Origin of the sequence: Dokdonia sp. Hel_I_53 (assembly GCF_007827465.1) — a bacterium.
Lineage (GTDB): Bacteria > Bacteroidota > Bacteroidia > Flavobacteriales > Flavobacteriaceae > Dokdonia.
This window is the reverse complement of sequence record NZ_VISL01000001.1, coordinates 1,121,962-1,144,522: the sequence shown is the minus strand read 5'-3', so window position 1 is coordinate 1,144,522 and position 22,561 is coordinate 1,121,962. Positions and strand designations below refer to the sequence as shown.

Sequence of the window (22,561 nt, the reverse complement as noted above, 5' to 3'; positions counted from 1 at the left end):
AAACATAACTGTGGCATTGTTTTAAAGTCCTAAAATATATATAACATTTATACCTACATCCTTTGAGATGTCTATCTTAGCTTGATTAATAACCACTATGACTGCACTATTGAAAGCAGAGAACATCGTCAAGAAATTTGGTGATTTTACTGCACTTAACGGAGTATCCATTTCAGTACCTAAAGGAAGTATTTTCGGGCTTCTAGGACCTAATGGCGCTGGAAAAACAACGCTAATACGAATCATAAATCAAATTACAATGCCTGATCGAGGTATGGTAACTCTAGACGGAGCCCCTTTACAACAACATCATATAAGCGATATTGGATACATGCCAGAAGAGCGTGGATTATACAAGTCTATGAAAGTTGGAGAGCAAGTCCTTTATCTTGCTCAGCTCAAAGGTCTTGATAAATCTGAGGCGAGAAAGCGTGCAAAATATTGGTTTGAAAAGCTCGAAATAGGAGATTGGTGGGGAAAGAAAATACAAGAGCTATCTAAAGGACAAGCGCAAAAAATACAATTTGTTGTTACGGTAATGCATCAACCTAAATTACTCATATTTGACGAACCATTTAGTGGATTTGATCCAATTAATGCTACACTGATCAAAGATGAAATTTTGCAATTGAGAGATGAGGGAGCTACTGTAATCTTCAGTACTCATCGCATGGAGTCTGTAGAAGAACTTTGCGATCATATTGCTTTAGTAGATAAATCTAATAAAATACTAGACGGAGAGATTAATACGATCAAAAGACAATATCAAAACAATACTTTTGATATTGGTGTGCAAGTAGAAGATGATATGCTTTATCAAGACACTTTACAAAGTATTTCTAATAAGTTTAAGGTCTCTCCTGCGCATTTTAAAACTTTAGGAGAGGAAAAGAAATTACGTATTGAAATGGGCGATAAGGGATCTCCTAATGAACTCCTTTCAAGCTTTAAGAAATTAGGACAAGTGAGTCATTTTGTAGAAGTAATTCCTTCTGTAAACGATATATTTATTAAAACTGTCAATCAAAACAAATGAGTATACTCTCTTTAATAATTAAGCGTGAATATATTGCAAGAGTGCGCAATAAGTCATTTCTTATTATGACTTTTTTAAGTCCTATTATTTTAGTGGGTATGATAATGCTTATCTCATACCTCACTCAGCTCAATAGCGAGGAAAAACGCACTATTGTAGTTGTCGATGAATCTGGTCTTTTCGATGCTGTATTTTCTGATACCGATCAAACTTCTTATTTAAACTTGAGCGACCAAGGGTTAGAGGCTGCAAAAAAAATTGCAGAAAATGATTCTTATTATGGACTTATTTACATTCATCAAAATCCTAGAACGGCTGAAAAACCTGTCATTTTCTACGGTGATGATACACCATCTTTTAGCTTTATAGGAGACATAGAGAAAAAAATAGAAAAAAGATTAGAAGACCAGAATCTCATAGCTCAGGGGATTGACCTTGAGGTACTAAAAAGTGCAAAAACCTCTGTCGATCTTAATATAGAAAACTTCTCAGGAGAAAAGAGCTCTAAGATGAGTAATTGGGTGAAAGCAGGATTTGGAGGTGGAGCAGGCTATCTTCTTATGATGTTTATTATCATCTATGGAAATATGGTTATGAGGTCTGTGATAGAGGAAAAAACTAATCGTATAATTGAGGTGATCATCTCTTCTGTAAAGCCTTTTCAATTAATGTTAGGTAAAATATTAGGAACTACACTAGCAGGAATAACGCAATTCACCATATGGGTGATAGTGGGAGGGGTTTTGTTAGTAGTACTAACTACCTTTTTTGGTTTAGATCCAAGTACAGCATCTTCAGCAAGTCCTATGGCATCACAAGCTCAAGAAATGACAACTGATCCAAGTGTGATGGTAGAATTACTTCAAGAGGTACAAAAACTACCACTATTACAATTAGTGATAGGCTTTTTTGTGTACTTTATTGGAGGGTACTTTTTATATAGTTCTATTTATGCAGCCATTGGTGCGGCAGTAGACAATGAAACAGATACACAGCAATTTATGCTTCCTATTATAATGCCATTAATGCTAGCAATTTATGTAGGATTTTTTGCTGTCATAGATAATCCACATGGTACTGTAGCAACTGTTTTTAGTATCATTCCACTTACATCACCTATAGTTATGTTAATGCGCATACCTTTTGATGTCCCCGGATGGCAACTAGCTTTATCCGTGAGTTTACTTGTAATATCCTTTGTTGGAACCGTTTGGTTAGGAGCAAAAATATATAGAGTAGGAATTTTAATGTATGGAAAAAAACCAACCTATAAAGAGTTGTTTAAATGGTTAAAATATTAGCGCTTTTTTTCTTCTTACAAGAAGAAGCAGTAGACAAAGTAAAGGAAGTTATCGAAGAGGATATATGGGGTAATATTGAAAAATTCCTCGCCTATAAAATAGGTTTTGGTGATAATGATAATGGTATAAGTTTTACCGTTGGTCATATTATCTTAGTCATTGTCGCATTTATTCTTACGAGCGTTATTCTAAAGTGGGTACGTGTACTACTCACTAGAAAGATGGAGGGGGATGACAAACTCAAATTTGTAAGCGTATTTAAGTTTATAAAGTATATCGTTTACATTGTTGTCATACTAGCTACAATGAGTGCATCTGGTATTAATATTACAGTATTACTTACAGCTTCTGCAGCACTCTTCGTAGGTTTAGGGCTTGCTTTGCAAGAAATCTTTCAAGATGTAATAGGAGGCATATTAATCATGGTAGATAAATCTCTCACAGCAGGTGATATTATCGAAATGGATGGAAGAGTAGGGCGAGTTTTTGAAATCAAATTAAGAACAACAAGAGCGCTTACTAGAGATGATAAAGTGATCATTATCCCTAATCATAAATTTATAACAGATACCATCTATAACTACACACAGAATCACAAAACGACTCGAGAGTTGGTTAAAGTGGGCGTCGCTTACGGAAGTGATACTCGAAAGGTGGAAAAAATTCTTCTAAAATGTGTGGATGATCACAAAGAGATCCTTAAGCATCCAAAACCGTTTGTACTCTTTGAAAATTTTGGAGACTCTTCGTTAGATTTTGGAGTTTATTTTTTTGTAAGAGATAGTTTTGTTGATCCTCGTATAAAAAGTTCCATACGATTTGCGATAGACGACCGCTTTCGCGAAAGCGGAATTACCATTCCTTTTCCGCAGAGAGATGTACACGTGTTTAATCCAACACAAACGCACTTTTCTATTCCTAAAAAAGGTAATAACCCAAATACTGAGCTAGCAAATGACTAAATATTTTATCATTATGATATGCCTTGTATCTTTTACAAGGGCAACTGCACAACTTACAGATTTAGCAAGAGTAGAGTACACCTATTTTCCACAATCTGATTCTGATAATTCATTCAGGAGATTTAGAACATTTGTGAATGCACCTTTCAAAGTATCTGAAGACGCATATTTAGTACCAGGATTTGAATACCGTAATGTAAATCTTAAATTTAATGACGAAACGCCTTTTAGCAGATCTGATTTAACACGTTTTCAGTCATTTTCTTTGTCTTTGGGATATACCTTTAAGCTTAATGAAAAATGGAGGTTTGGTGCAAGAGCCGCTGGGATCCTGACCTCAAATTTTAGTAATGATAGTTTTACGAATGATGATTTAATTTATACTGGAGCAGTTTATTTTATAAATGATAAGACAGACGAAGGACTAAGCAAACCGTGGCGATTAATTCTGGGAGGACGCTACGATACAGAGTCTGGAAGACCGTTTCCACTACCTTTTGTAAATTACTATCGGGAGTTTCATCCAGATTGGTCTTTTACACTTGGAGTTCCAAAATCAAATATTAAACGTTATTTTGGAGCAGAGCAAAAGCATATTTTTCAAGCTTTTGTGACATTAGACGGGTTTTATGCAAACATTCAGAATAATGTTGCTGTTGTAACAGATACTGATGAAATAAACACAGGCGAAAGTATCTCAATGACTATTTTATTAGGGGGCATGGGATATGAGTATTGTTTTACAGATAATTTAGTTTTGTATATATATGCTGGACACACCATTCTTAATGATATTCGTTTAAGAAATAGGGATCAAGATGATGTATTTACAATTAACGATCAAAATAGCTTTTACGGTCGCACTGGACTAAAATTTAAAATATAAGGATGGCAAAAATATTACTGATAGAAGACGAAGCGGCAATACGAAGAGTACTTACAAAAATCCTATCTGAGGAAAGTAAAGAATATGAAGTAGAGGAAGCAGCAGATGGACTTGAGGGTATTAATAAAATAAGAGAAGGTGACTACGATCTTGTTCTTTGTGATATAAAAATGCCTAAAATGGATGGTGTGGAAGTATTAGAAGCGGCCAGAAAATTTAAACCAGAAACACCAGTAGTCATGATATCAGGACATGGTGATTTAGACACGGCAGTAAATACAATGAGGCTAGGAGCCTTTGATTATATTTCTAAGCCACCAGATTTAAATAGATTATTAAATACGGTGCGCAATGCACTGGATAAAAAGACACTAGTTGTTGAAAACATCCAGCTCAAGAAGAAAGTAAGCAAGAAGTACGAGATGGTAGGTAACAGTCCCGAGATAGGACAAATTAAGGAGATGATTGAAAAAGTAGCTCCTACAGATGCTCGTGTATTAATTACCGGTCCTAATGGTACAGGTAAAGAGCTAGTTGCTCACTGGCTTCATGAGAAAAGTGAACGGTCTAAGGGAGCTCTTATAGAAGTAAACTGTGCCGCGATTCCTTCAGAGCTTATTGAAAGTGAATTGTTTGGTCATGTAAAGGGTGCCTTTACAAGCGCAAATAAAGATAGAGCTGGTAAATTTGAAGCAGCAAATGGGGGAACCATATTTCTTGATGAAATAGGAGATATGAGTCTATCTGCACAAGCAAAGGTGTTGCGTGCTTTACAAGAAAGTAGAGTGCAAAGGGTAGGAAGCGATAAGGACATAAAGGTGGATGTGCGTGTAGTAGCAGCCACTAATAAAAATCTTAAAGAAGAAATATCCGAAGGAAGATTTAGAGAGGACCTATATCACAGACTTGCAGTCATATTAATAAAAGTGCCTGCCCTTAATGATAGAAGAGATGATGTACCTATACTCATAAAACACTTTGCAAAAAAGATTTCTGAGGAGCAAGGAACAGCTCAAAAGAAATTTTCTGAAAAGGCTATTGATTTACTTAAAGCTTATGATTGGACAGGTAATATCCGTGAATTGCGCAATGTTGTAGAGCGTCTTATTATATTAAGTGGTCCAGAAGTCTCAGAAGCAGATGTAAAACTTTTTGCCAGTAAATAAGAATTTATGAAAGATCTAAAACCAGAAACATTTGAGGTAAAAAGTGAGATCACTTTATCAAATTTAGAGACGACACTTTATGCAGACCAAAATGAAAAGGAATTAGAAAAAAAATTAAAGAAGGTTCGTAAAAAATTAGGAAAGCTCCAGGACACCTTATATGCGCACGATTCATACAGTGTCCTGATTTGTTTACAAGGAATGGACACTTCTGGTAAAGATAGTTTAATACGTGAAGTCTTCAAAGATTTCAACGTTCGTGGGGTGGAAGTCACTAGTTTCAAAGTGCCTACAGAGCTTGAGTTGAGTCATGATTATCTTTGGAGGCATTACATAGCATTACCGCAAAGGGGTAAATTTGGAGTACATAACCGCACACATTACGAGAACGTACTTGTTACTAGAGTTCATCCAGAATATATATTGAATGAGAATTTACCAGGTGTAACTTCCGTACAGGATATTGATGATCAATTTTGGGATGCTCGTTTTGAGCAAATCAAGAATTTTGAAAAGCACCTTGCGCAAAATGGAACTATCATTTATAAATTCTTTTTACACCTTTCAAAAGAAGAACAAAAAAATAGATTATTACGTCGTCTCGATAAGCAAGAAAAAAACTGGAAATTTTCTGCAGGAGATTTAAAAGAGCGCAAATTGTGGGATGAGTATCAAGATTATTACCAAGATGCCATTAATCGCACATCTACAGAAAAAGCACCATGGTACATTATACCTGCAGATAATAAACCAGCAGCACGTCTTGCGGTTGCCACCATACTTTTGGAAACACTCAAAATGTATTCAGATATTCAAGAGCCAGAATTGGATGAGAAAACAAAGGAAAATATTTCCGAATATAAAGCACAACTAGAAAATGAATAAATCTATTCTTAGAGCAATTACGTTAGTTTTTTTAGTAGCTAACTTAGCTTTCGCGAAAGCGCAAACGCAATCAGATTCCATAACATTAAGAAAAATATATACTGCATCCTTATCAGACGGAAACAGTTATCAATGGTTAGACCACTTATCTAATCAAATAGGATCTAGGTTAAGCGGAAGCCATGGTGCCGAAGTAGCAGTACGATGGACTAAAGAAGAATTAGAAAAAGTAGGTTTAGACAACGTATGGTTGCAACCTGTAATGGTACCCAAATGGGTGCGCGGTGCACCAGAGCGAGCTTATATTGAGGGTGATAATGCTCAAATCACAGAGGTGCCTATCTGTGCATTGGGTGGTTCTGTGCGCACAAAGACTACAGGACTAAAGGCAAATGTTGTAGAAGTTCAAGGTATTGAAGAGTTAAAAGACTTAGGTAGAGAAGCTATAAAAGGAAAAATCGTTTTCTTTAATCGGCCTATGGCTGAGGAGTTGATACGTACGTTTCAAGCTTATGGAGGTTGTGTAGATCAACGGTATGCTGGTGCTATGGAAGCTGGAAAATTAGGTGCAGTAGGAGTGATTGTACGATCTGTAACCCATAGCCTTGATGATTTACCTCATACAGGATCGATGTCTTATGGTGACTTACCAGTTTCTAAAAGAATACCTGCCGCTGCTATAAGTACTAAGGGAGCCGAGCTATTAAGTACTTCTTTAAAATTAAATCCAAATACTCGATTTTTTTATAAAATGTCTTGCGAAAATAAAGGCGAGGTAGAATCTCATAATGTAATAGGGGAAATTACTGGTACTACATTCCCAAATGAATATATGGTGATAGGAGGGCATTTAGATTCTTGGGATCTTGGCGATGGTTCTCATGACGATGGAGCTGGTGTGGTCCAAAGCATGGAGGTATTGCGACTTATGAAAGCCATTGATTATAGGCCTAAGCATAGCATACGAGTAGTTCTTTTTATGAACGAAGAAAATGGTTTGCGTGGAGGTAGAAAATACGCTGCAGAAGCAAAGCGAAATAAAGAGAACCACATTTTTGCATTAGAAAGTGATTCTGGTGGATTTACACCAAGAGGATTTTCTTTTGATAGTGATGAGGCTAATTTTAAACAAGTTGAAAGTTGGAAATCACTGTTTGAACCTTATCTAATTCATGACTTTACCCAAGGAGGAAGTGGAGCAGATATTGGACCTTTAAAAGACACCAATGATGGAATTGTTTTGGCTGGCTTAAGACCAGATTCACAACGGTATTTTGATCATCACCATGCTGCAAATGACACTTTTGATGCAGTTAATAAGCGTGAACTTGAGTTAGGAGCGGCCACCATGACGAGTCTTGTGTACTTAATGGATAACTATATTGAGAAGACTGTAATTTCTTCTAATACGAAATTAAAAGACTAAATAGACTATCACTAAAAAAATTTAAATATTGGTATAATTAATGTTGAGGTGTCATTAAATTTTAAGTAACCAATCTTCATGAAAAAATTACTATTCTATTATCTTTTATTGTCATCAGTATACGGATTTACACAAGACACAACACCTCCTCTGGTTGATAATTTTGGTATTAACATAGGTCTTATTAATGCCGGAATTAATTATGAGAAAGTACTTGCAAAGGATTTTAGTGTCAATACCATTTTAGAGTACAATGGCGGATTTTATGCTCGTTTTGGAGGTGATACAGAATATATTTTTGCATCTACGATCGCTCTAGAGCCACGATACTACTACAATAGGGATCGCCGCTTGAGAAAGGGAAAAAATATCTCTAATAATGTTGGAAACTATTTGGCTGGAGATTTTTCGTTTGGTCCTGTGATTGGAACTATTTCTTCAGATGACAATGTAGGCGTTGTTGATAGTTATGTCCTCGGTGTAAAGTACGGCCTCCGTCGCAAAATTGTAGGAGATCTAAATTTTGAGTTGGCTTTTGGGGTTGGTAAACTTTTTTCTAAGGGATACGATTCGGAAACAATTCCTATTCTTGATTTGAAACTACAATATATTCTTTTTTAAGATGTAAGCAATCCCTTCTCTTTATAAAGAGAAATACCTTTATCAATCATAGCTTCAATGGATGACTTTAACGAGTCATCCATTTTTTTTATATGAAAACAACTTTTTCCTTTCAAGCACTTCCTCAATACAGGATCTAAATTTTCAAAGAGAGAGGGATCTGTATAAATAGGAAAAAAATACAATCTACAATCGTTAGGTTTTGGTACAGTGCTAGCAAAATAGAAGCCATCAACTTTTTGCTTACCCTGCTGTGTTGGGATGGTACCTGCTGCTTCAAATCCACTACTATCATCTTTCCGTATTTGTAAATGTGGTAGGTGTTTTTTTATCATTCTACGCAGGGCAACATCTATATACAAGGGATTTGTGATTGTTTCATGTTCCATCTCTAAAAATGTTTTATCATACTTATTATGCAATGAAGATAATAATTATTGATGGTAAAGATATTAGTAGAGAACGATACGGTATTTTTGCAGAGCTTAAAACAAACCCAAACGAACCAAATGCAACTTTCTAGCTTCACTAAAGAATTTAGTGTGAACCTCAAGATAGCTTATCCTATTATGTTGGGGCAACTGGGTCATATCCTTGTAGCACTTGCAGATAACTTAATGGTGGGTCAACTTGCTGCAGCACAACTTGCTGCAGTGAGTTTAGGAAATAGTCTTGTTTTTATTGCGCTTTCACTTGGGATTGGCTTTTCATTTGCGATAACCCCTCTAATTGCAGAATCTGATGGTGCTGCAAATTTAGAAAAAGGTCGTTTGCACTTTCAGCACGGTGTCATTATGTGTACCATTAATGGAGTGCTTTTATGGATTGCCTTATTGGTCGCAAAACCAGTTTTATACATGCTGGATCAACCAGAAGAGGTAGTTGCTCTTGCTATTCCTTATATGGAAATTGTAGCTCTATCAATGATTCCTTTGATGATATTTCAAGCTTTTAAACAATTTGCAGATGGGCTATCTGAAACTCGATATGCTATGTATGCTACATTGATAGCAAATATTATTAATGTAGTTTTCAATTACGTGTTGATTTATGGTATTTGGATATTTCCTCGATTGGAAGTAGTAGGTGCTGCTTGGGGAACATTAATCTCTCGATTCTTTATGCTAGGTTTTTTAGTTTTTATGCTTTCGCGAAAGCGTAAATTCAAACCTTATTTTGAGTGGGGTAGTAGTGAACATATACAATGGTCAGAATTTAAAATTCTATTTAAACTAGGCTTTCCAACAGCTTTACAAATGTTATTTGAGGTAGGAATATTTACGGCTGCCATTTTTCTTTCAGGAATTTTAGGAACAAATGCACAAGCGGCAAATCAAATCGCCCTTAATCTGGCTAGTATGACTTTTATGATTGCTGTGGGGCTAGGAGTAACGGCTACGATACGAGTAGGGAATCAAAAAGGGAAATCTGACTTTCCTAATTTGAGAAGAATTGCATTCTCAATATTTTTACAAACTTTTCTTATCGAAGCTGTATTTGCTATAGGATTTATCCTATTGAAAGATTGGCTTCCTCCATTTTATATAGATAATCCAGAGGTAATTTTTCTGGCATCTCAGCTTCTGGTAATAGCAGCTCTATTTCAGTTAAGTGATGGAGTGCAAGTAACAATTTTAGGTGCGTTAAGAGGTTTACAAGACGTAAATATTCCTACAGTGATCTGCTTTGTAGCTTATTGGATTATCGGATTTCCTGTTAGTTGGTATCTGGGTAAATCATCTCAAATGGGAAGTCAAGGAATTTGGATAGGTCTATTAGCTGGACTCACAGCATCTGCACTAATGTTGTATTTTCGATTTAATTATCTTAGCAATCAGTTAATCAATAAAAGTAAAATTTAAAATTTATGAAACTAGTTGGATTCATTACTTTTATCATTCTGTGCTTTAGCTGTAAACACAAAACTGAACTGACTGATCATTCTGCTATTTCAAAGCACTATTATATGGCGTTGAATGAAGGAGAGACAAAAGAAGAAGTAGCATCCTTACTGAGTACGACCCTTATCAATATACAAGGAGCAGATACCGCACGATACACTCAAGAAACCTATAAAGATTGGATAGCTTGGGACCGCTTGTTTGAGCCTACATATAAGGTGATATCTTCTGTAAATATCGATGATCATCGTGTAAAGATTAAAATAGAGAAGAACGATAAGCGTATTGGTTTTTTAAATGAAGAACCCGTCGTTTATACAGAAATCCACACTTTTGAAAATCAAAAATTATCACGTATTGAATTACAAGACTATCAAGTTTTTAATGACTCTTTGTGGATTGCAAAAAGAACAATGCTCACATCCTATATAAAGGAAAATCATCCAGAGCTAGATGGTTTTATTATTGACCAAACAGCTGATGGGGCAAAAAAATATCTAGCCGCTTTAACTAATTACAAATCGAAATAATAGATAATGAAAGTACCAAAGTTTTTACTAGGAGACAATTCTGAATTTCAAGATCATATTTTTGTAGTTCACACAGAATTTCCACGATTTATTATAGACCTTACTATTGATGAAATAGAATGGCTAGAAGAATTTGACCGTCAGGATGAAGACGAGCTCGCTACAGAAACTGAAAATGCCATCAAAGAGGCAACTGCATGGTATGATGAGGAAATAAAAAAATATGACGTAGATTAAGTAATGGATCAACTTATTTCATATGATCAAGAATTATTTCTTTTCCTCAATGGCTTAGGAAACTCAACTTGGGATCAATTCTGGCTTATCGTTACAAATAAGCTTAGTTCTATCCCACTTTATGCATTGCTATTGATTTTTATTTATAAATCATATGGTTTTAAAGGAACTATAATTACAGTGATTTCTGTAGCCTTATTAATTACATGTGTAGACCAACTAGCAAATATTTTTAAACACGGGTTTATGAGACCACGTCCTTGTAGAGTAGAGGAGTTTAAAGAAGTTATACGTTATGTAGCAGTACGTTGTGGGAGATATGGCTATTACTCTGCTCATGCTGGAAACAGCATGGCTGTCGCAGTATTTACAGGTATGGTCTTAAGATCAACTAAAAAACATCTACTTTTTGTTCTTCTGTTTTGGGCAGTATTAGTGGGATATAGTCGTATATATGTAGGGGTTCATTACCCAGGAGATGTACTTTCAGGTTGGGTCGTAGGAGCTATACTAGGTTATACTTTCTACATTATACAACAGTATTTTATAAGGAAATATAGCTACTAGTTTCTTAGTAGATTTAAAATCTTTGTGAGAATTATTTTAGTGAGTGGTAAACTTTAATAATTGCTGTGCGGCGATAAAAGGAGAGAGCTCATTATTTGCGACTTTTTTTAAAATCTCTGGAAGTTTTTCTACGATGTTGGGGTGATTATAAAAATCATCTTTCAGCTTGTTTTCTATTGTTTGCAACAGCCAAAACTCATTTTGATTAGCCCTCTTTTTGTCGAAATATCCAGATGGCTTCGTTATAGAAAGATACTCATCAATGGTGTCGTATATTTCTTTTATGCCGTTGTTTTCTAGTGCACTGCAGGTAGCAACCTTTGGAGACCAATTACTTTCTTTAGGAGGGAAGAGGTGTAGCGCTTTCGCGAAAGCGGACTTTGCCAATCTAGCTGCTTTTTCATTCTCACCATCTGCTTTATTAATAACAATAGCATCTGCCATCTCGATAATACCCCGTTTAATACCTTGGAGTTCATCTCCAGCACCAGATAGTTTTAAGAGTAAGAAAAAGTCTACCATAGAATGTACAACTGTCTCACTTTGACCTACGCCAACGGTTTCAACGATAATGGTATCAAATCCTGCTGCTTCACAAAGAATAATTGCCTCTCTTGTTTTACGTGCGACTCCACCTAGAGAATCACCAGATGCACTAGGACGTATAAATGCATTGGTGTTTTGAGAGAGATGATACATTCTTGTTTTGTCTCCTAAGATACTACCTTTTGAAAGTGAGCTTGTGGGATCTACGGCTAGCACTGCAACTTTTTTTCCTTTGTCAATAAGATGTAACCCAAAAACTTCTATAAATGTACTTTTTCCTACTCCAGGAACTCCAGTAATACCTATGCGGGTTGATCTTGAAGAATGGGGTAAACATTTTACTATTAGATCATCAGCGAGAGTTTTATCTTTTGAGGCAGTACTTTCTATTAAGGTGATACCTTGAGAGAGCGCAGTAATATCTCCAGAGATTATCTTTTGAGTAAGTAGGGTAATATCATATTTAATAGATAATTTATGAGCCCTAAGAATTTTAGGGTTAATGCTCTTTTTTATAGAATTTTCAGAATTTCCCATGCGTAAGAATTGGTGCCAAATTACTACATTCCTGTTTTTATTTCATAAAAAAACCACCTTTTGGTGGTTTTAATGTTATTTTCAGACTCAATTTAGATACTTCTTTTCTTAAGCTCTATAATTTCAGTTTTTTTTTCTTCTTTTTCTTTTTTCTTTTTTTCCTTGCGTTTTTTCTTTTTCATTTTCTTCATTAAACTAGCAAGATCTATATGTGATTGCTTCATTTGAAATTCCATTGGTACAAGAACTTCAAGAATATTTACAGGTAGCCACCCATCATCGATAATCTCTTTTAAAAGGTTAAGAACAACTTCATCTTGAACTACACATTCATTAATTAAAAGCTTAGGCTTACTATTTTCAAGGGCAGCCTTAACTTCAAGCCAGTCTCTATTTGCGTGTCCTTTTACAACGTCGAGTCTACTAGGTGTATGTCCTTCTTGGGACATACGTTCAACAATATGGTGACAGTATCGATTTCTATTGACACTCTCGTGACTTAAAAATCGCTTATATTCTGTAATTTGAATATCTTCTGCAGCATTAAAATAACGACGCTCTGCCCAGAAACATTCATCTAGCAGGTCATTTAGTTTTTCGTACGATATGTCGAGGTGCTTCATAAAATCTTTAAAAATAATATTAGTAAAGATAATTCAGCAAACAGTGTAAAATTCACAAGGGTTTGTTAATAGGTTGTAGTTTTATGAATAGTTTATTTGATTTAAGATTTTTTCCTTAAAACAATGTTAATATCCTGTTTTTTAGAATTTCTTCTATTTTTTTGCAACATTAAGAATAAGATGTCGTCTTTAAGATAACTAACAATAACCATCAACCAATTCCAATCATTTTGCTAAGTAATCATATCATAGAAAAATGTAGAAACAACGACCGCAAGGCACAGCTGCAGCTCTATAATAAATACTGTGAAGGTATGTATTATGTCGCTTTACGATTTTTGAAAAATACATTTGAAGCAGAAGAAGCCATGCAAGAAGGTTTTATAAGTGCTTTTGGAAAGCTGCATCAATTTACTGGAGAGGTCACCTTTGGCGCTTGGCTTAAACGTATCGTTATAAACAAAAGTTTAGATATGATTAAAGCAAAAAAAGCCACATTAATACCTATTAATGAAGAAGTGATGCACAAAGTAGATGATGAAACAGATTGGAATGTAGCAGATGAAATAACAATTGATCAAGTAAAAAAAGCGATTCACGACTTACCTACAAAGTATGAATACCCATTATTGCTTTTTTTAATTGAAGGTTATGATCATCAAGAAATTTCAAAAATATTAGAGATTACAGAAGTAGCTTCAAGAACGCTGGTGCACCGCGGAAAGAAGAAACTTAAAGATCAACTTAAACCCTTAAACTATGGCACAGGATATTAGAAAAATGATGAAAAGGGAACAGCTGGTAGAAGGCAAAATTCCTAAAGGTCACAAAGCGCGCTTTGAGCAATTGTTGGATAAAAAAATACCACAAAACTCTATTGATAGAGCACCTAAAAAAGGTGTCGTTTTATGGATAAAAGCAGCAGCGGTCATACTCGTGGCAGGTCTTACTGCGGTATGGGTATTTAATAACGCTTCCGCGAAAGCGAACTTAAACTCAACTGAGTTTGTAAACACAGTCTCAGATATAAAGAAGTCTAATGATGAGCCAGAAGTCTTGCTCAGTGCCATCTCGCCAGAGTTTAAGAGAATAGAAGATTTTTACCTAGCAAGCGTAAATCTTGAATTGGCTAGACTTGAAATAACAGATGACAATAAAGAGCTTATAGATGCATTTATGCAACAACTCTCAGAACTCGATGCAGAGTATAAACGCCTCAATAAAGAAATTACAGAGAGTGGCGTAAGTGAGGAAATGGTAAATGCAATGATTGAGAATCTAAAATTGCGTGTGCAATTAATGATAAAACTTAAGGCAAAATTAAAAGAAATCAGAGATGCCGAACAACAAGAGGCTTCTCAACAAATCGTATAATGATGAAAAAATATATTTATATATGGACTACCTTGATTGCAGTAAGTCTGCTATCTGGGAGTGCTTTAGCGCAAAATAGAAAAGAAAAATTAACCAAAAGTTATAACGTAACTAAAGATGTAGTTCTTGATGTAGATACACGTTATGTAGATGTAATATTTGAAACTTGGAATAAAAATAAAATTCAAATTGAAGCTTTTGTAGAAGCTGAAAATGCTAATGATGCTGTTAATAATTGGGATCTTGGAATTTCTGGAAACACAAACAGAATCCAGATCTCTAGCAAAGATGGCTATAGTAAATCAAAGGTCTATGACCTTGAAGATATAGGTGATTTAAATATAAATTTAGATTTAGAAGAGATTATAGGGCAATCACTTACTATTGTGGAGCCTATTATGAGTGGCTTAGTAGGACCTCTTTTAGAGGGTATATCTGGAACAAAACTACCAGATGATTTCTATGAGGAAATGAGTAAAATGAAATTTGATCATGAGGCATATGAAAGGGAAGGTAAAGCTTACTTAAAGCGCTGGGAAAAGGAGATGGATAAAAGCTTTGGCCCTGAGTTTGATAAAAAAATGGAGAAATGGGAAAATGAAGTAGAGCGGAAGTCTGAAGACTGGAGTGAGCGTCTCATTGAAAAGTCTGGAATTCCTAGATGGCCTTTTAATAGTGGCGGTAACATCACTTTTGATAGTGATGAGTATGAAAGAAATAAACAAGCATATGTCAGTAAACTCAATAAAAGATATAACACAAACGTGAGTGTAAGAGAGGTAGAGCAATGGCTAGAAGAAGTAGAGGAATGGGGAGAAGAGTTTGAACATAAGATGGAAGCATGGGGAGAGAATTTTGGAAAATCTATGGAGAAATGGGGTGAAGAATTTGGAGAAAACTTTGGGGAATCTATGGAAAAATGGGGAGAAAGTTTTGGAAAAAATATGGAAGCATGGGGAGAAAATTTCGGTAAGTCTATGGAAAAGTGGGCTAAAGAAAATGAAGGAAACTGGGAAGAACACCACTCTGAAGATGAACACGGAAATAAAAGTTCTGGTTTTAGCATGAGTTGGGACTCTGATAAACAGGAAGCGTCAAAAAAATCTCATAGAAGTGTCAAACGTATTATAAAAATAAAGATGCCCAAGGACACAGAGCTTGATCTTAATGTGCGTTACGGTAAAGTAAAAATAGCAGATGCATATAATGCAAAGGCAACTATATCACATGGCAGCTTAGCTGCAATAAATATCGAGGGGGAAAATACCACCCTCGATATCTCTTATAGTCCCGTACGTATCGAAAACTGGAAAGGAGGAAGTCTTAAAACAAGCCATGTTTCAGAATGTACTATTAGAGAGGCAAATAACATCTCTATTAACTCTAATAGTAGTAATGTAACTGTAAACACTCTTAATGGATCGGGTATGATTTCAGGATCTTTCGGTAAATTGTCTATCCCAAGAGTCACGGATTCGTTTGGCTCATTAACAATCATACTTGAAAATAGCGACCTAGCCCTTAAGTTGCCTGAAGAGGCTTTCAATTTTAGTTATAGTGGGGATCATAATGATTTTATTTTACCAAATAAATTGCAAACAAAGTCTCTTAAAAATGGAAAGACAGAGATGGTAAATGGATTTCATAAAACACGAAGCACAGGTAATTTAATAACGATCACAGCAAAGTATAGTGACGTAATATTGCAATAGAAAGGTTAAATATTATGTACTAATATGGTATATGTTGTTCAAGAACGCGAGCAATTGCATCTTCCTTATTAGTGAATTCACTTACAAAATCTGAAATACACTTAACACTTTCAGTAGCATTTGCGACAGCAACTCCATAACCAGATAAGCGAAGTAGCTCCTCATCATTGTGATTATCCCCAAAAGACATTATAGCTTCCATCCCAAACGTATACTCAGCAGCGAGAAGTTTTTGTAATGCTTTTGCCTTATCTATGTTCTTAAGCGTTATCTCTAGATACGTATCTTTTGATCTGTATAAATGGATAGTTTGACCATATAAAGGTTGTAAATACTGTACTAAGCTGTCAAGTTCAACGCTAGTCCCCATACACATTAATTTATGAATACCAAGCTTATGGGTTTCAAGAAAATCCAGTGTGTTTCTGGCTGGTTGTATGATAGGTGTATCTCTTGTTGTGAATATTTCATGTTTTGTATAGCTATCATTTTTACATGTAAACCAGTGTTCATGGCTATAAATGCTTAAGTTATAAGTATGCTTGGAATGATGGTCTAAAAGAGTTTTTAAAATTTTGGAAGAGAAAGAATTGTCTTCCAAAACATTCCCATTCTTGTTTATAATAAGACCTCCATTAAATGCAATGAGAGATTCACTTTCAATTCCTAATCCTTGTTGTAAATAACGCATAGCCTGTGGGGGTCTAGAAGAAGCTAGTATTATTGGTAAGTTCGCTTTCGCGAAAGCGATAATTGTACGTTCACTAAGCCAACGCGCTTCATTTAATAAAGTTCCATCAATATCTGTGCAAATAAGTTTTATTCTTTCTCTCATTTATTAAAGTTTATGACAATCATGTTTATAGATTCCTAATGCCTCAATTTACAGTTTCAAAATACCCATTAATAGGTATTTTATTGAGTGTATTGGAGATATATTTTTGAGAAAATTAAAAATCTCAATCATATGAATTATAAACTACTATTAGGAATACTCTTATTTACAGTGATGGCAAATGCGCAAAATGCAGGGCCTACTAGACAGACTTCAATTTCAAGTTCTGAAACAATAATTAATGGTTCTTATAATTATTCCTGTAATGTGAAATTTCGTTTTCAAAGTGCTGGTTATAGTGATAAGCCAACTGCAATGAAAGTAGGTATTACAGATTTTTATATTGATAAAATTACCTATAAAGGAAGAGATGCGGCTACCTTACTCAATGATATTTCGTACCCTATTGTTGTTTCTCAAGCCCAAGCAGATGTTTCTGGAACAATTATTATGAGAAGAGGCAATGCAACCTGGTCCTCTCGTTTTAATATAGATGATGTAAGAGCGGGTGGTTTAGATAACATTGATTTTTCTTCTTCACATAGAAACGAGATTTTTTCCATATTTGGAGAAGACGTCACCTACAATGATGTCACACCCGAAATGCCAGCAGTATCATTATCAGATATTATAGCTTCTAAAGTTAGAGATATTATAAATGATATGGATCGAGTCATTAGAGAAGAAGCATCACAGAAAAAAGCAGCAGAGGAAGCTCAGCAAGTGGAAGAAAAGGAGAGGTTAGCACGAGAGGAGGAAGAGAATAGAAATAACGAAGGTGATAGTACGGATACTGAAGAAGTATATACAAATGATTCTGATGATACTGAAAAGAGTCAAGCTGAAAAAGCTGAAGAGGAGAGAAAGCGACGCGAGGACGATGCAACAGCTATAGAGGAGCGTCTTAAAGCAGATAGAAAAAGGGCTGCAGCCTTGGAAAGAGAACGAGAAATTGCAGCCGAAAAAATTACAGAATCAATATCTGGGATTGCTGAAGGTTTTAGTGAAGGTGTGTTTACAGATTTAAGATTAGCAGCAAATTTCAGATTGTCTGAAAATATAAAAGATGAGGACGGGAATGAAGAATATTCATTTATAGATATGGTGAGTTATGATCTTGGTATAGGCGTTGGTAGGAGTGGTTTTTTTAGTGTCGGATATGGGACTCCAGAATCAGATTATAGAGAGGGATCTCTTTTTAAAGTAGGATTAGGGTTTGATGTATTATCTGTTCTCGCAACTGGAAATAAGGCTGGGAGGTATTTTCTTACACTTGGAGTAGAGGGAGAGTTTGCTTTTGCAAATACTGAGTCAATAGAAGATGAACGGTCAGATGTTGTTATTGAAGATGGAATATTATATGGAGGTGCAGTAACATTGAGGTTATTTGAAATTTTTCATGTGGGTATTGGTTACGGTTTTCTTAATAGTGATGAAAATGGGCCTGGTGGTGATAAGACATTTAAAGGAAATTATACAAATACGATCGTAGGTCTCAATATTCCTTTTTAATAGACGAAAATATATTTTAATTTGAGTAGGCCCAAAAAAGGCACCTTCTATGTTATTAGAAGGTGCCTTTTTAAAATTAAAAATAATTTGAGAAGTTTCTAATTTTCAATTAGTACCCACTGACCTTTTGCCATTAGTGGCTCTGCTTGTTTATATTTAACTTCCTTCGTTTCACCACTTATTACATTTTTGATAGTAACACGATCATTACGACCTATTTTAGGCTGTGATCTTACTATGGTTTCGGTAACCTGCTGCTGTTGAGGTTGAGTGTTTCCGGCAGCACGAGATTGTGCTGAGCGCTCATCCATATTAGGAATCTCTTCCTTTTGAGTCTCTAGTTTTTCTCTGCGTTCGCGTATTTGCGAAGCGTCAGATACTTGCTGCTGGTTACCTTGAGAAATTTCCCCTTTAAACAAAAATGAAATTACTTCTTTATTTACCTTATCAATCATTACTTTGAAAAGTTCAAACGCTTCAAACTTATAAATTAATAGAGGATCTTTCTGCTCGTGCACAGCTAGCTGTACAGATTGCTTTAGTTCATCCATCTTACGCAGATGAGTTTTCCAAGCATCATCTATGATGGCAAGCGTGATATTTTTTTCAAAATCATTTACGAGCTGTTTCCCATCAGATTCATACGCCTCTTTCAGGTTTGTCACTACACGCAATTCTTTAGTACCGTCCGTAAATGGAACCACGATGCGTTCAAATTTGCTTGCAGGATCTTCGTAAACACGTTTAATGATAGGGAAGGCAAGATCTGCATTCTTTGTCATTTTCTCACGATAGTGTTCAAATGCAGCATGATAAATTTTATCTGTAAGCTCTTTGACGGCAATTGAGTTAAACTCATTTTCATCTACAGGACTTGCCATTGAGAAGTAGCGTATCAACTCAAATTCAAAGTTCTTATAATCTTGTGCTTGTTTATTACTCTCTACAATAACTTCAGAAGTATCATAGATCATGTTTGCAAGATCTACTCTTAAACGCTCTCCGTGTAAAGCGTGGCGTCTACGTTTGTAAACAACTTCACGTTGTGCGTTCATTACGTCGTCATATTCTAATAAGCGCTTTCTTACACCAAAGTTATTTTCTTCTACCTTTTTCTGAGCACGCTCAATAGATTTTGAGATCATCCCATGCTGTATAACCTCTCCTTCTTTAAGTCCCATTCTATCCATCATTTTTGCAATACGCTCAGAACCAAAGAGTCTCATTAGATTATCTTCTAGTGAAACATAAAACTGAGAGCTTCCTGGATCTCCTTGACGTCCAGAACGACCACGTAACTGTCTATCAACACGACGGGAATCGTGGCGCTCTGTACCTACAATCGCAAGTCCACCAGCTGCTTTTACTTTGTCTGAGAGTTTAATGTCTGTACCACGTCCTGCCATGTTTGTTGCAATAGTTACCACACCTGCATTACCTGCCTCTGCAACAATATCTGCTTCTTTTTTATGAAGCTTCGCATTCAGTACATTATGAGGAATTTTACGTAACGTCAGCATTTTACCTAATAATTCGGAAATTTCTACTGAAGTGGTACCAATTAGAACTGGACGACCAGCTTTAGAAAGTGCCGTTACTTCATCAATAACAGCATTATATTTCTCGCGTTTTGTTTTATAAACAAGATCATCTTTATCTTTTCGAGCGATAGGGCGATTTGTTGGGATTTCTACGACGTCGAGTTTATAGATTTCCCATAGTTCTCCAGCTTCTGTTACCGCTGTACCTGTCATACCAGAGAGTTTACGATACATACGGAAGTAATTCTGTAATGTTACCGTAGCAAATGTTTGTGTTGCATCTTCAATCTTAACATTTTCCTTTGCCTCGATTGCTTGGTGTAATCCATCACTATAACGACGGCCATCCATAATACGACCCGTTTGCTCATCTACAATCATCACCTTATTGTCCATCACAACATACTCTGTATCTTTTTCAAAGAGCGTGTATGCTTTTAACAATTGGTTCATAGTATGAATACGTTCAGACTTGATCCCAAATTCACGGAAAAGTTCTTCCTTCTCTGCCGCCTCTTCCTCAGGAGTTAGACCTTTTGCCTCAATCTTTCCGATTTCCATACCAATTTCTGGCATTACAAAGAAATCTGGATTTTCTTTTCCAGATAGAGCTTCAATTCCTTTATCTGTAAGCTCAATTTGATTATTTTTTTCATCAATCGTGAAATATAATGCCTCATCAATTTTTGGCATTTCACGATTGTTGTCCTGCATATAGAAGTTTTCTGTCTTTTGTAATAGTTGACGGATTCCTTCTTCACTCAGATATTTAATGAGTGCTTTATTTTTTGGAAGACCACGATACACACGCAGCAATTGTATTGCTCCTTCTTTTGTATTTCCTTCTGCTATTAATTTTTTTGCTTCAGGTAATACTTTTACTAATTCCTGACGCTGAATATTGACAATTTTTTCAATCTGAGGTTTTAATACATCAAACTCATGTACATCTCCCTTAGGTACCGGGCCAGAAATAATGAGAGGTGTACGTGCATCATCTACCAGGACAGAATCTACCTCATCTACAATTGCATAGTTATGTGGGCGCTGTACAAGGTCTTCTGGTTTGTGAGACATATTGTCTCTCAAGTAATCAAAACCAAATTCATTATTGGTACCGTATGTGATATCTGCTTTATAAGCTTCACGTCTTTCAGGACTATTTGGTCTATGATAATCGATACAGTCTATTGTTAGACCATGGAACTGAAAGATAGGTGCCATCCATGCACTATCACGCTTTGCTAGGTAATCATTTACAGTAACGAGGTGAACCCCATTCCCAGTAAGCGCATTAAGATAAACAGGAAGCGTAGCTACTAATGTTTTACCTTCTCCAGTTTGCATCTCTGCAATTTTACCTTGGTGCATTGCTACACCACCTATGAGCTGTACATCATAGTGTACCATATCCCAAGTTACTTCTTTTCCTGCAGCATCCCAGCTATTAGACCAAACTGCTTTGTCACCAGATAGTGTAACATAATCTTTTTGACCACTTAACAGCCTGTCGTATTCTGAGGCTGTAACCTCTAAAGAAGTGTTATTTGCAAAGCGTTTTGCTGTTTCTTTTACAACAGCAAATGCTTCGGGTAAAATTTCGTTAAGTGTCTTTTCAGAGATTTCATAAGCTTCTTCTTTGAGCTTATCTATTTCTGTGTACACATCCTCACGCTCGTCAATATCTTCTGTAGCCTCTGCTTTTTCTTGAAGAGCTTTCACCTTGTCAGTATTGTCCTTAAGTGACGTTGAGAGACGGGATTTAAATTCTGCTGTTTTTTCGCGTAAGCTGTCTAAGGATAATTTTTCCAAAGCAGCTTCGTGTGATTTAATTTCTTCAACAATAGGCATTATACTGCCTACATCTTGTTTAGACTTATCGCCTACAAAAATCTTTAATACATTATCTAAAAATCCCATAATATGGTGTTGTTATATGTCGAGTTTGAACCCGTAAATTTAATCAAAAAAAAAGCCTCATAGTGAGACTTTTTAGGTGTTTTAACGGGTATATATTTAATATTCGTCTTCATTCCAAAGATAATCCTCATCTGAAGGATAATCTGGCCAGATCTCTTCGATAGAATCATAAGAGTCTCCTTCATCTTCTATAGCTTGTAGATTTTCTACAACCTCCAGAGGAGCTCCTGTTCTAATCGCATAATCGATCAATTCATCTTTTGTGGCTGGCCAAGGCGCATCACTTAGATAGGAAGCTAGTTCAAGTGTCCAGTACATAGCATTTGTGTTTTTTAATTTGGTGCAAAAATATATTTTTAAAGCAGAAATGCAAGTAAATTGTCAATTATTTCAAAATAAATGTAAGAACTTGGTTTTCAGACTTTGTGTAGTGTTAATTATGC

At 35.6% G+C, this 22,561-nt stretch carries 22 protein-coding genes; 16 read left to right on the top strand and 6 right to left on the bottom strand.

The features are described from left to right. Positions 1 to 97 precede the first annotated feature (97 nt). The 8 genes from OD90_RS05065 to OD90_RS05030 all read left to right on the top strand — a co-directional run bounded on the left by OD90_RS05065 (position 98) and on the right by OD90_RS05030 (position 8,283). Entirely contained in the window at positions 98 to 1,036 is a 939-nt protein-coding gene (locus tag OD90_RS05065) for an ABC transporter ATP-binding protein (RefSeq protein ID WP_144667498.1), read from the top strand. After that, complete coding sequence (locus OD90_RS05060; protein ID WP_144667495.1) at positions 1,033 to 2,337, top strand: ABC transporter permease; 1,305 nt, start codon at positions 1,033 to 1,035, stop codon at positions 2,335 to 2,337. The genes OD90_RS05065 and OD90_RS05060 overlap by 4 nt, the downstream gene beginning before the upstream one ends. Further along, positions 2,322 to 3,299, top strand: coding sequence for a mechanosensitive ion channel family protein (locus OD90_RS05055; RefSeq protein ID WP_144667492.1), 978 nt, complete (start codon positions 2,322 to 2,324; stop codon positions 3,297 to 3,299). Before OD90_RS05060 ends, OD90_RS05055 begins: the two co-directional genes overlap by 16 nt. Beyond that, positions 3,292 to 4,185 (top strand): DUF6268 family outer membrane beta-barrel protein, encoded by an 894-nt coding sequence (locus OD90_RS05050; RefSeq protein WP_144667489.1) that lies wholly within the window; start codon positions 3,292 to 3,294, stop codon positions 4,183 to 4,185. The genes OD90_RS05055 and OD90_RS05050 overlap by 8 nt, the downstream gene beginning before the upstream one ends. A 2-nt stretch (positions 4,186 to 4,187) precedes the next feature. After that, entirely contained in the window at positions 4,188 to 5,351 is a 1,164-nt protein-coding gene (locus OD90_RS05045) for a sigma-54-dependent transcriptional regulator (protein WP_144667486.1), read from the top strand. Between the two features lie 6 nt (positions 5,352 to 5,357). Beyond that, complete coding sequence (locus tag OD90_RS05040; RefSeq protein ID WP_144667483.1) at positions 5,358 to 6,236, top strand: PPK2 family polyphosphate kinase; 879 nt, start codon at positions 5,358 to 5,360, stop codon at positions 6,234 to 6,236. After that, positions 6,229 to 7,662, top strand: coding sequence for a M20/M25/M40 family metallo-hydrolase (locus OD90_RS05035; protein ID WP_144667480.1), 1,434 nt, complete (start codon positions 6,229 to 6,231; stop codon positions 7,660 to 7,662). The genes OD90_RS05040 and OD90_RS05035 overlap by 8 nt, the downstream gene beginning before the upstream one ends. Positions 7,663 to 7,740: 78 nt before the next feature. Further along, complete coding sequence (locus tag OD90_RS05030; RefSeq protein WP_144667476.1) at positions 7,741 to 8,283, top strand: hypothetical protein; 543 nt, start codon at positions 7,741 to 7,743, stop codon at positions 8,281 to 8,283. Here the strand turns inward: OD90_RS05030 and OD90_RS05025 are convergent. Continuing rightward, on the bottom strand, positions 8,280 to 8,672 hold the full coding sequence (locus OD90_RS05025) for a hypothetical protein (RefSeq protein WP_144667474.1): 393 nt from the start codon (positions 8,670 to 8,672) through the stop codon (positions 8,280 to 8,282). The genes OD90_RS05030 and OD90_RS05025 overlap by 4 nt on opposite strands. 120 nt (positions 8,673 to 8,792) lie before the next feature. Between OD90_RS05025 and OD90_RS05020 the strand changes: the two genes are divergently transcribed. The 4 genes from OD90_RS05020 to OD90_RS05005 are packed head-to-tail and all read left to right on the top strand — an operon-like array spanning position 8,793 to position 11,518. Further along, entirely contained in the window at positions 8,793 to 10,145 is a 1,353-nt protein-coding gene (locus OD90_RS05020) for an MATE family efflux transporter (RefSeq protein WP_144669639.1), read from the top strand. Positions 10,146 to 10,150: 5 nt separating this feature from the next. Then, complete coding sequence (locus OD90_RS05015) at positions 10,151 to 10,714, top strand: hypothetical protein (protein ID WP_144667471.1); 564 nt, start codon at positions 10,151 to 10,153, stop codon at positions 10,712 to 10,714. A gap of 6 nt (positions 10,715 to 10,720) precedes the next feature. Next, a complete protein-coding gene (locus OD90_RS05010) occupies positions 10,721 to 10,951 on the top strand; it encodes a hypothetical protein (protein ID WP_186434714.1) in 231 nt (76 codons plus the stop codon). 3 nt (positions 10,952 to 10,954) lie between these two features. Next, positions 10,955 to 11,518 carry a phosphatase PAP2 family protein gene (locus tag OD90_RS05005; RefSeq protein ID WP_144667463.1) on the top strand — a complete coding sequence of 188 codons (564 nt, stop codon included), beginning with the start codon at positions 10,955 to 10,957 and terminating at the stop codon, positions 11,516 to 11,518. A 36-nt stretch (positions 11,519 to 11,554) separates the two neighbouring features. Here the strand turns inward: OD90_RS05005 and meaB are convergent, their stop codons facing one another. Both meaB and OD90_RS04995 read right to left on the bottom strand, forming a co-directional pair. Then, the gene (gene meaB, locus OD90_RS05000; protein ID WP_144667459.1) at positions 11,555 to 12,601 is read right to left on the bottom strand and encodes a methylmalonyl Co-A mutase-associated GTPase MeaB; all 1,047 of its coding nucleotides are present in this window, start codon (positions 12,599 to 12,601) and stop codon (positions 11,555 to 11,557) included. 92 nt (positions 12,602 to 12,693) lie between these two features. Next, positions 12,694 to 13,224: a DUF2383 domain-containing protein gene (locus tag OD90_RS04995; RefSeq protein WP_144667456.1), complete on the bottom strand. Its 531-nt coding sequence runs from the start codon at positions 13,222 to 13,224 to the stop codon at positions 12,694 to 12,696. A gap of 230 nt (positions 13,225 to 13,454) precedes the next feature. Between OD90_RS04995 and OD90_RS04990 the strand changes: the two genes are divergently transcribed. Genes OD90_RS04990 through OD90_RS04980 form a run of 3 tightly spaced genes read left to right on the top strand, consistent with a single transcriptional unit; the run spans position 13,455 to position 16,310 of the window. Continuing rightward, positions 13,455 to 14,000, top strand: a complete 546-nt coding sequence (locus tag OD90_RS04990; RefSeq protein ID WP_144667453.1) for an RNA polymerase sigma factor — start codon at positions 13,455 to 13,457, stop codon at positions 13,998 to 14,000. After that, complete coding sequence (locus OD90_RS04985; protein ID WP_144667450.1) at positions 13,984 to 14,598, top strand: hypothetical protein; 615 nt, start codon at positions 13,984 to 13,986, stop codon at positions 14,596 to 14,598. Before OD90_RS04990 ends, OD90_RS04985 begins: the two co-directional genes overlap by 17 nt. Beyond that, positions 14,598 to 16,310 (top strand): hypothetical protein, encoded by a 1,713-nt coding sequence (locus tag OD90_RS04980; RefSeq protein WP_144667447.1) that lies wholly within the window; start codon positions 14,598 to 14,600, stop codon positions 16,308 to 16,310. The genes OD90_RS04985 and OD90_RS04980 overlap by 1 nt, the downstream gene beginning before the upstream one ends. A gap of 19 nt (positions 16,311 to 16,329) precedes the next feature. Here the strand turns inward: OD90_RS04980 and OD90_RS04975 are convergent, their stop codons facing one another. Beyond that, positions 16,330 to 17,145 (bottom strand): Cof-type HAD-IIB family hydrolase, encoded by an 816-nt coding sequence (locus OD90_RS04975; protein WP_144667444.1) that lies wholly within the window; start codon positions 17,143 to 17,145, stop codon positions 16,330 to 16,332. A 132-nt stretch (positions 17,146 to 17,277) separates the two neighbouring features. Between OD90_RS04975 and OD90_RS04970 the strand changes: the two genes are divergently transcribed. Continuing rightward, on the top strand, positions 17,278 to 18,657 hold the full coding sequence (locus OD90_RS04970; protein WP_144667442.1) for a hypothetical protein: 1,380 nt from the start codon (positions 17,278 to 17,280) through the stop codon (positions 18,655 to 18,657). 98 nt (positions 18,658 to 18,755) lie between these two features. Here OD90_RS04970 and secA read toward each other — a convergent pair whose 3' ends face one another. Then, a complete protein-coding gene (gene secA, locus OD90_RS04965; RefSeq protein WP_144667440.1) occupies positions 18,756 to 22,118 on the bottom strand; it encodes a preprotein translocase subunit SecA in 3,363 nt (1,120 codons plus the stop codon). Positions 22,119 to 22,214: 96 nt separating this feature from the next. After that, positions 22,215 to 22,436, bottom strand: a complete 222-nt coding sequence (locus tag OD90_RS04960; protein ID WP_013751528.1) for a DUF2795 domain-containing protein — start codon at positions 22,434 to 22,436, stop codon at positions 22,215 to 22,217. Positions 22,437 to 22,561 lie beyond the last annotated feature (125 nt).

What these genes read in the sequence shown, in the direction of transcription:
- OD90_RS05065 (WP_144667498.1), top strand. Translation starts at nt 98, where the DNA reads ATGACTGCACTATTGAAAGCAGAGAACATCGTCAAGAAATTTGGTGAT.
- OD90_RS05060 (WP_144667495.1), top strand. Translation starts at nt 1,033, where the DNA reads ATGAGTATACTCTCTTTAATAATTAAGCGTGAATATATTGCAAGAGTG.
- OD90_RS05055 (WP_144667492.1), top strand. Translation starts at nt 2,322, where the DNA reads ATGGTTAAAATATTAGCGCTTTTTTTCTTCTTACAAGAAGAAGCAGTA.
- OD90_RS05050 (WP_144667489.1), top strand. Translation starts at nt 3,292, where the DNA reads ATGACTAAATATTTTATCATTATGATATGCCTTGTATCTTTTACAAGG.
- OD90_RS05045 (WP_144667486.1), top strand. Translation starts at nt 4,188, where the DNA reads ATGGCAAAAATATTACTGATAGAAGACGAAGCGGCAATACGAAGAGTA.
- OD90_RS05040 (WP_144667483.1), top strand. Translation starts at nt 5,358, where the DNA reads ATGAAAGATCTAAAACCAGAAACATTTGAGGTAAAAAGTGAGATCACT.
- OD90_RS05035 (WP_144667480.1), top strand. Translation starts at nt 6,229, where the DNA reads ATGAATAAATCTATTCTTAGAGCAATTACGTTAGTTTTTTTAGTAGCT.
- OD90_RS05030 (WP_144667476.1), top strand. Translation starts at nt 7,741, where the DNA reads ATGAAAAAATTACTATTCTATTATCTTTTATTGTCATCAGTATACGGA.
- OD90_RS05025 (WP_144667474.1), bottom strand. Translation starts at nt 8,672, where the DNA reads ATGGAACATGAAACAATCACAAATCCCTTGTATATAGATGTTGCCCTG.
- OD90_RS05020 (WP_144669639.1), top strand. Translation starts at nt 8,793, where the DNA reads ATGCAACTTTCTAGCTTCACTAAAGAATTTAGTGTGAACCTCAAGATA.
- OD90_RS05015 (WP_144667471.1), top strand. Translation starts at nt 10,151, where the DNA reads ATGAAACTAGTTGGATTCATTACTTTTATCATTCTGTGCTTTAGCTGT.
- OD90_RS05010 (WP_186434714.1), top strand. Translation starts at nt 10,721, where the DNA reads ATGAAAGTACCAAAGTTTTTACTAGGAGACAATTCTGAATTTCAAGAT.
- OD90_RS05005 (WP_144667463.1), top strand. Translation starts at nt 10,955, where the DNA reads ATGGATCAACTTATTTCATATGATCAAGAATTATTTCTTTTCCTCAAT.
- meaB (WP_144667459.1), bottom strand. Translation starts at nt 12,601, where the DNA reads ATGGGAAATTCTGAAAATTCTATAAAAAAGAGCATTAACCCTAAAATT.
- OD90_RS04995 (WP_144667456.1), bottom strand. Translation starts at nt 13,224, where the DNA reads ATGAAGCACCTCGACATATCGTACGAAAAACTAAATGACCTGCTAGAT.
- OD90_RS04985 (WP_144667450.1), top strand. Translation starts at nt 13,984, where the DNA reads ATGGCACAGGATATTAGAAAAATGATGAAAAGGGAACAGCTGGTAGAA.
- OD90_RS04980 (WP_144667447.1), top strand. Translation starts at nt 14,598, where the DNA reads ATGATGAAAAAATATATTTATATATGGACTACCTTGATTGCAGTAAGT.
- OD90_RS04975 (WP_144667444.1), bottom strand. Translation starts at nt 17,145, where the DNA reads ATGAGAGAAAGAATAAAACTTATTTGCACAGATATTGATGGAACTTTA.
- OD90_RS04970 (WP_144667442.1), top strand. Translation starts at nt 17,278, where the DNA reads ATGAATTATAAACTACTATTAGGAATACTCTTATTTACAGTGATGGCA.
- secA (WP_144667440.1), bottom strand. Translation starts at nt 22,118, where the DNA reads ATGGGATTTTTAGATAATGTATTAAAGATTTTTGTAGGCGATAAGTCT.
- OD90_RS04960 (WP_013751528.1), bottom strand. Translation starts at nt 22,436, where the DNA reads ATGTACTGGACACTTGAACTAGCTTCCTATCTAAGTGATGCGCCTTGG.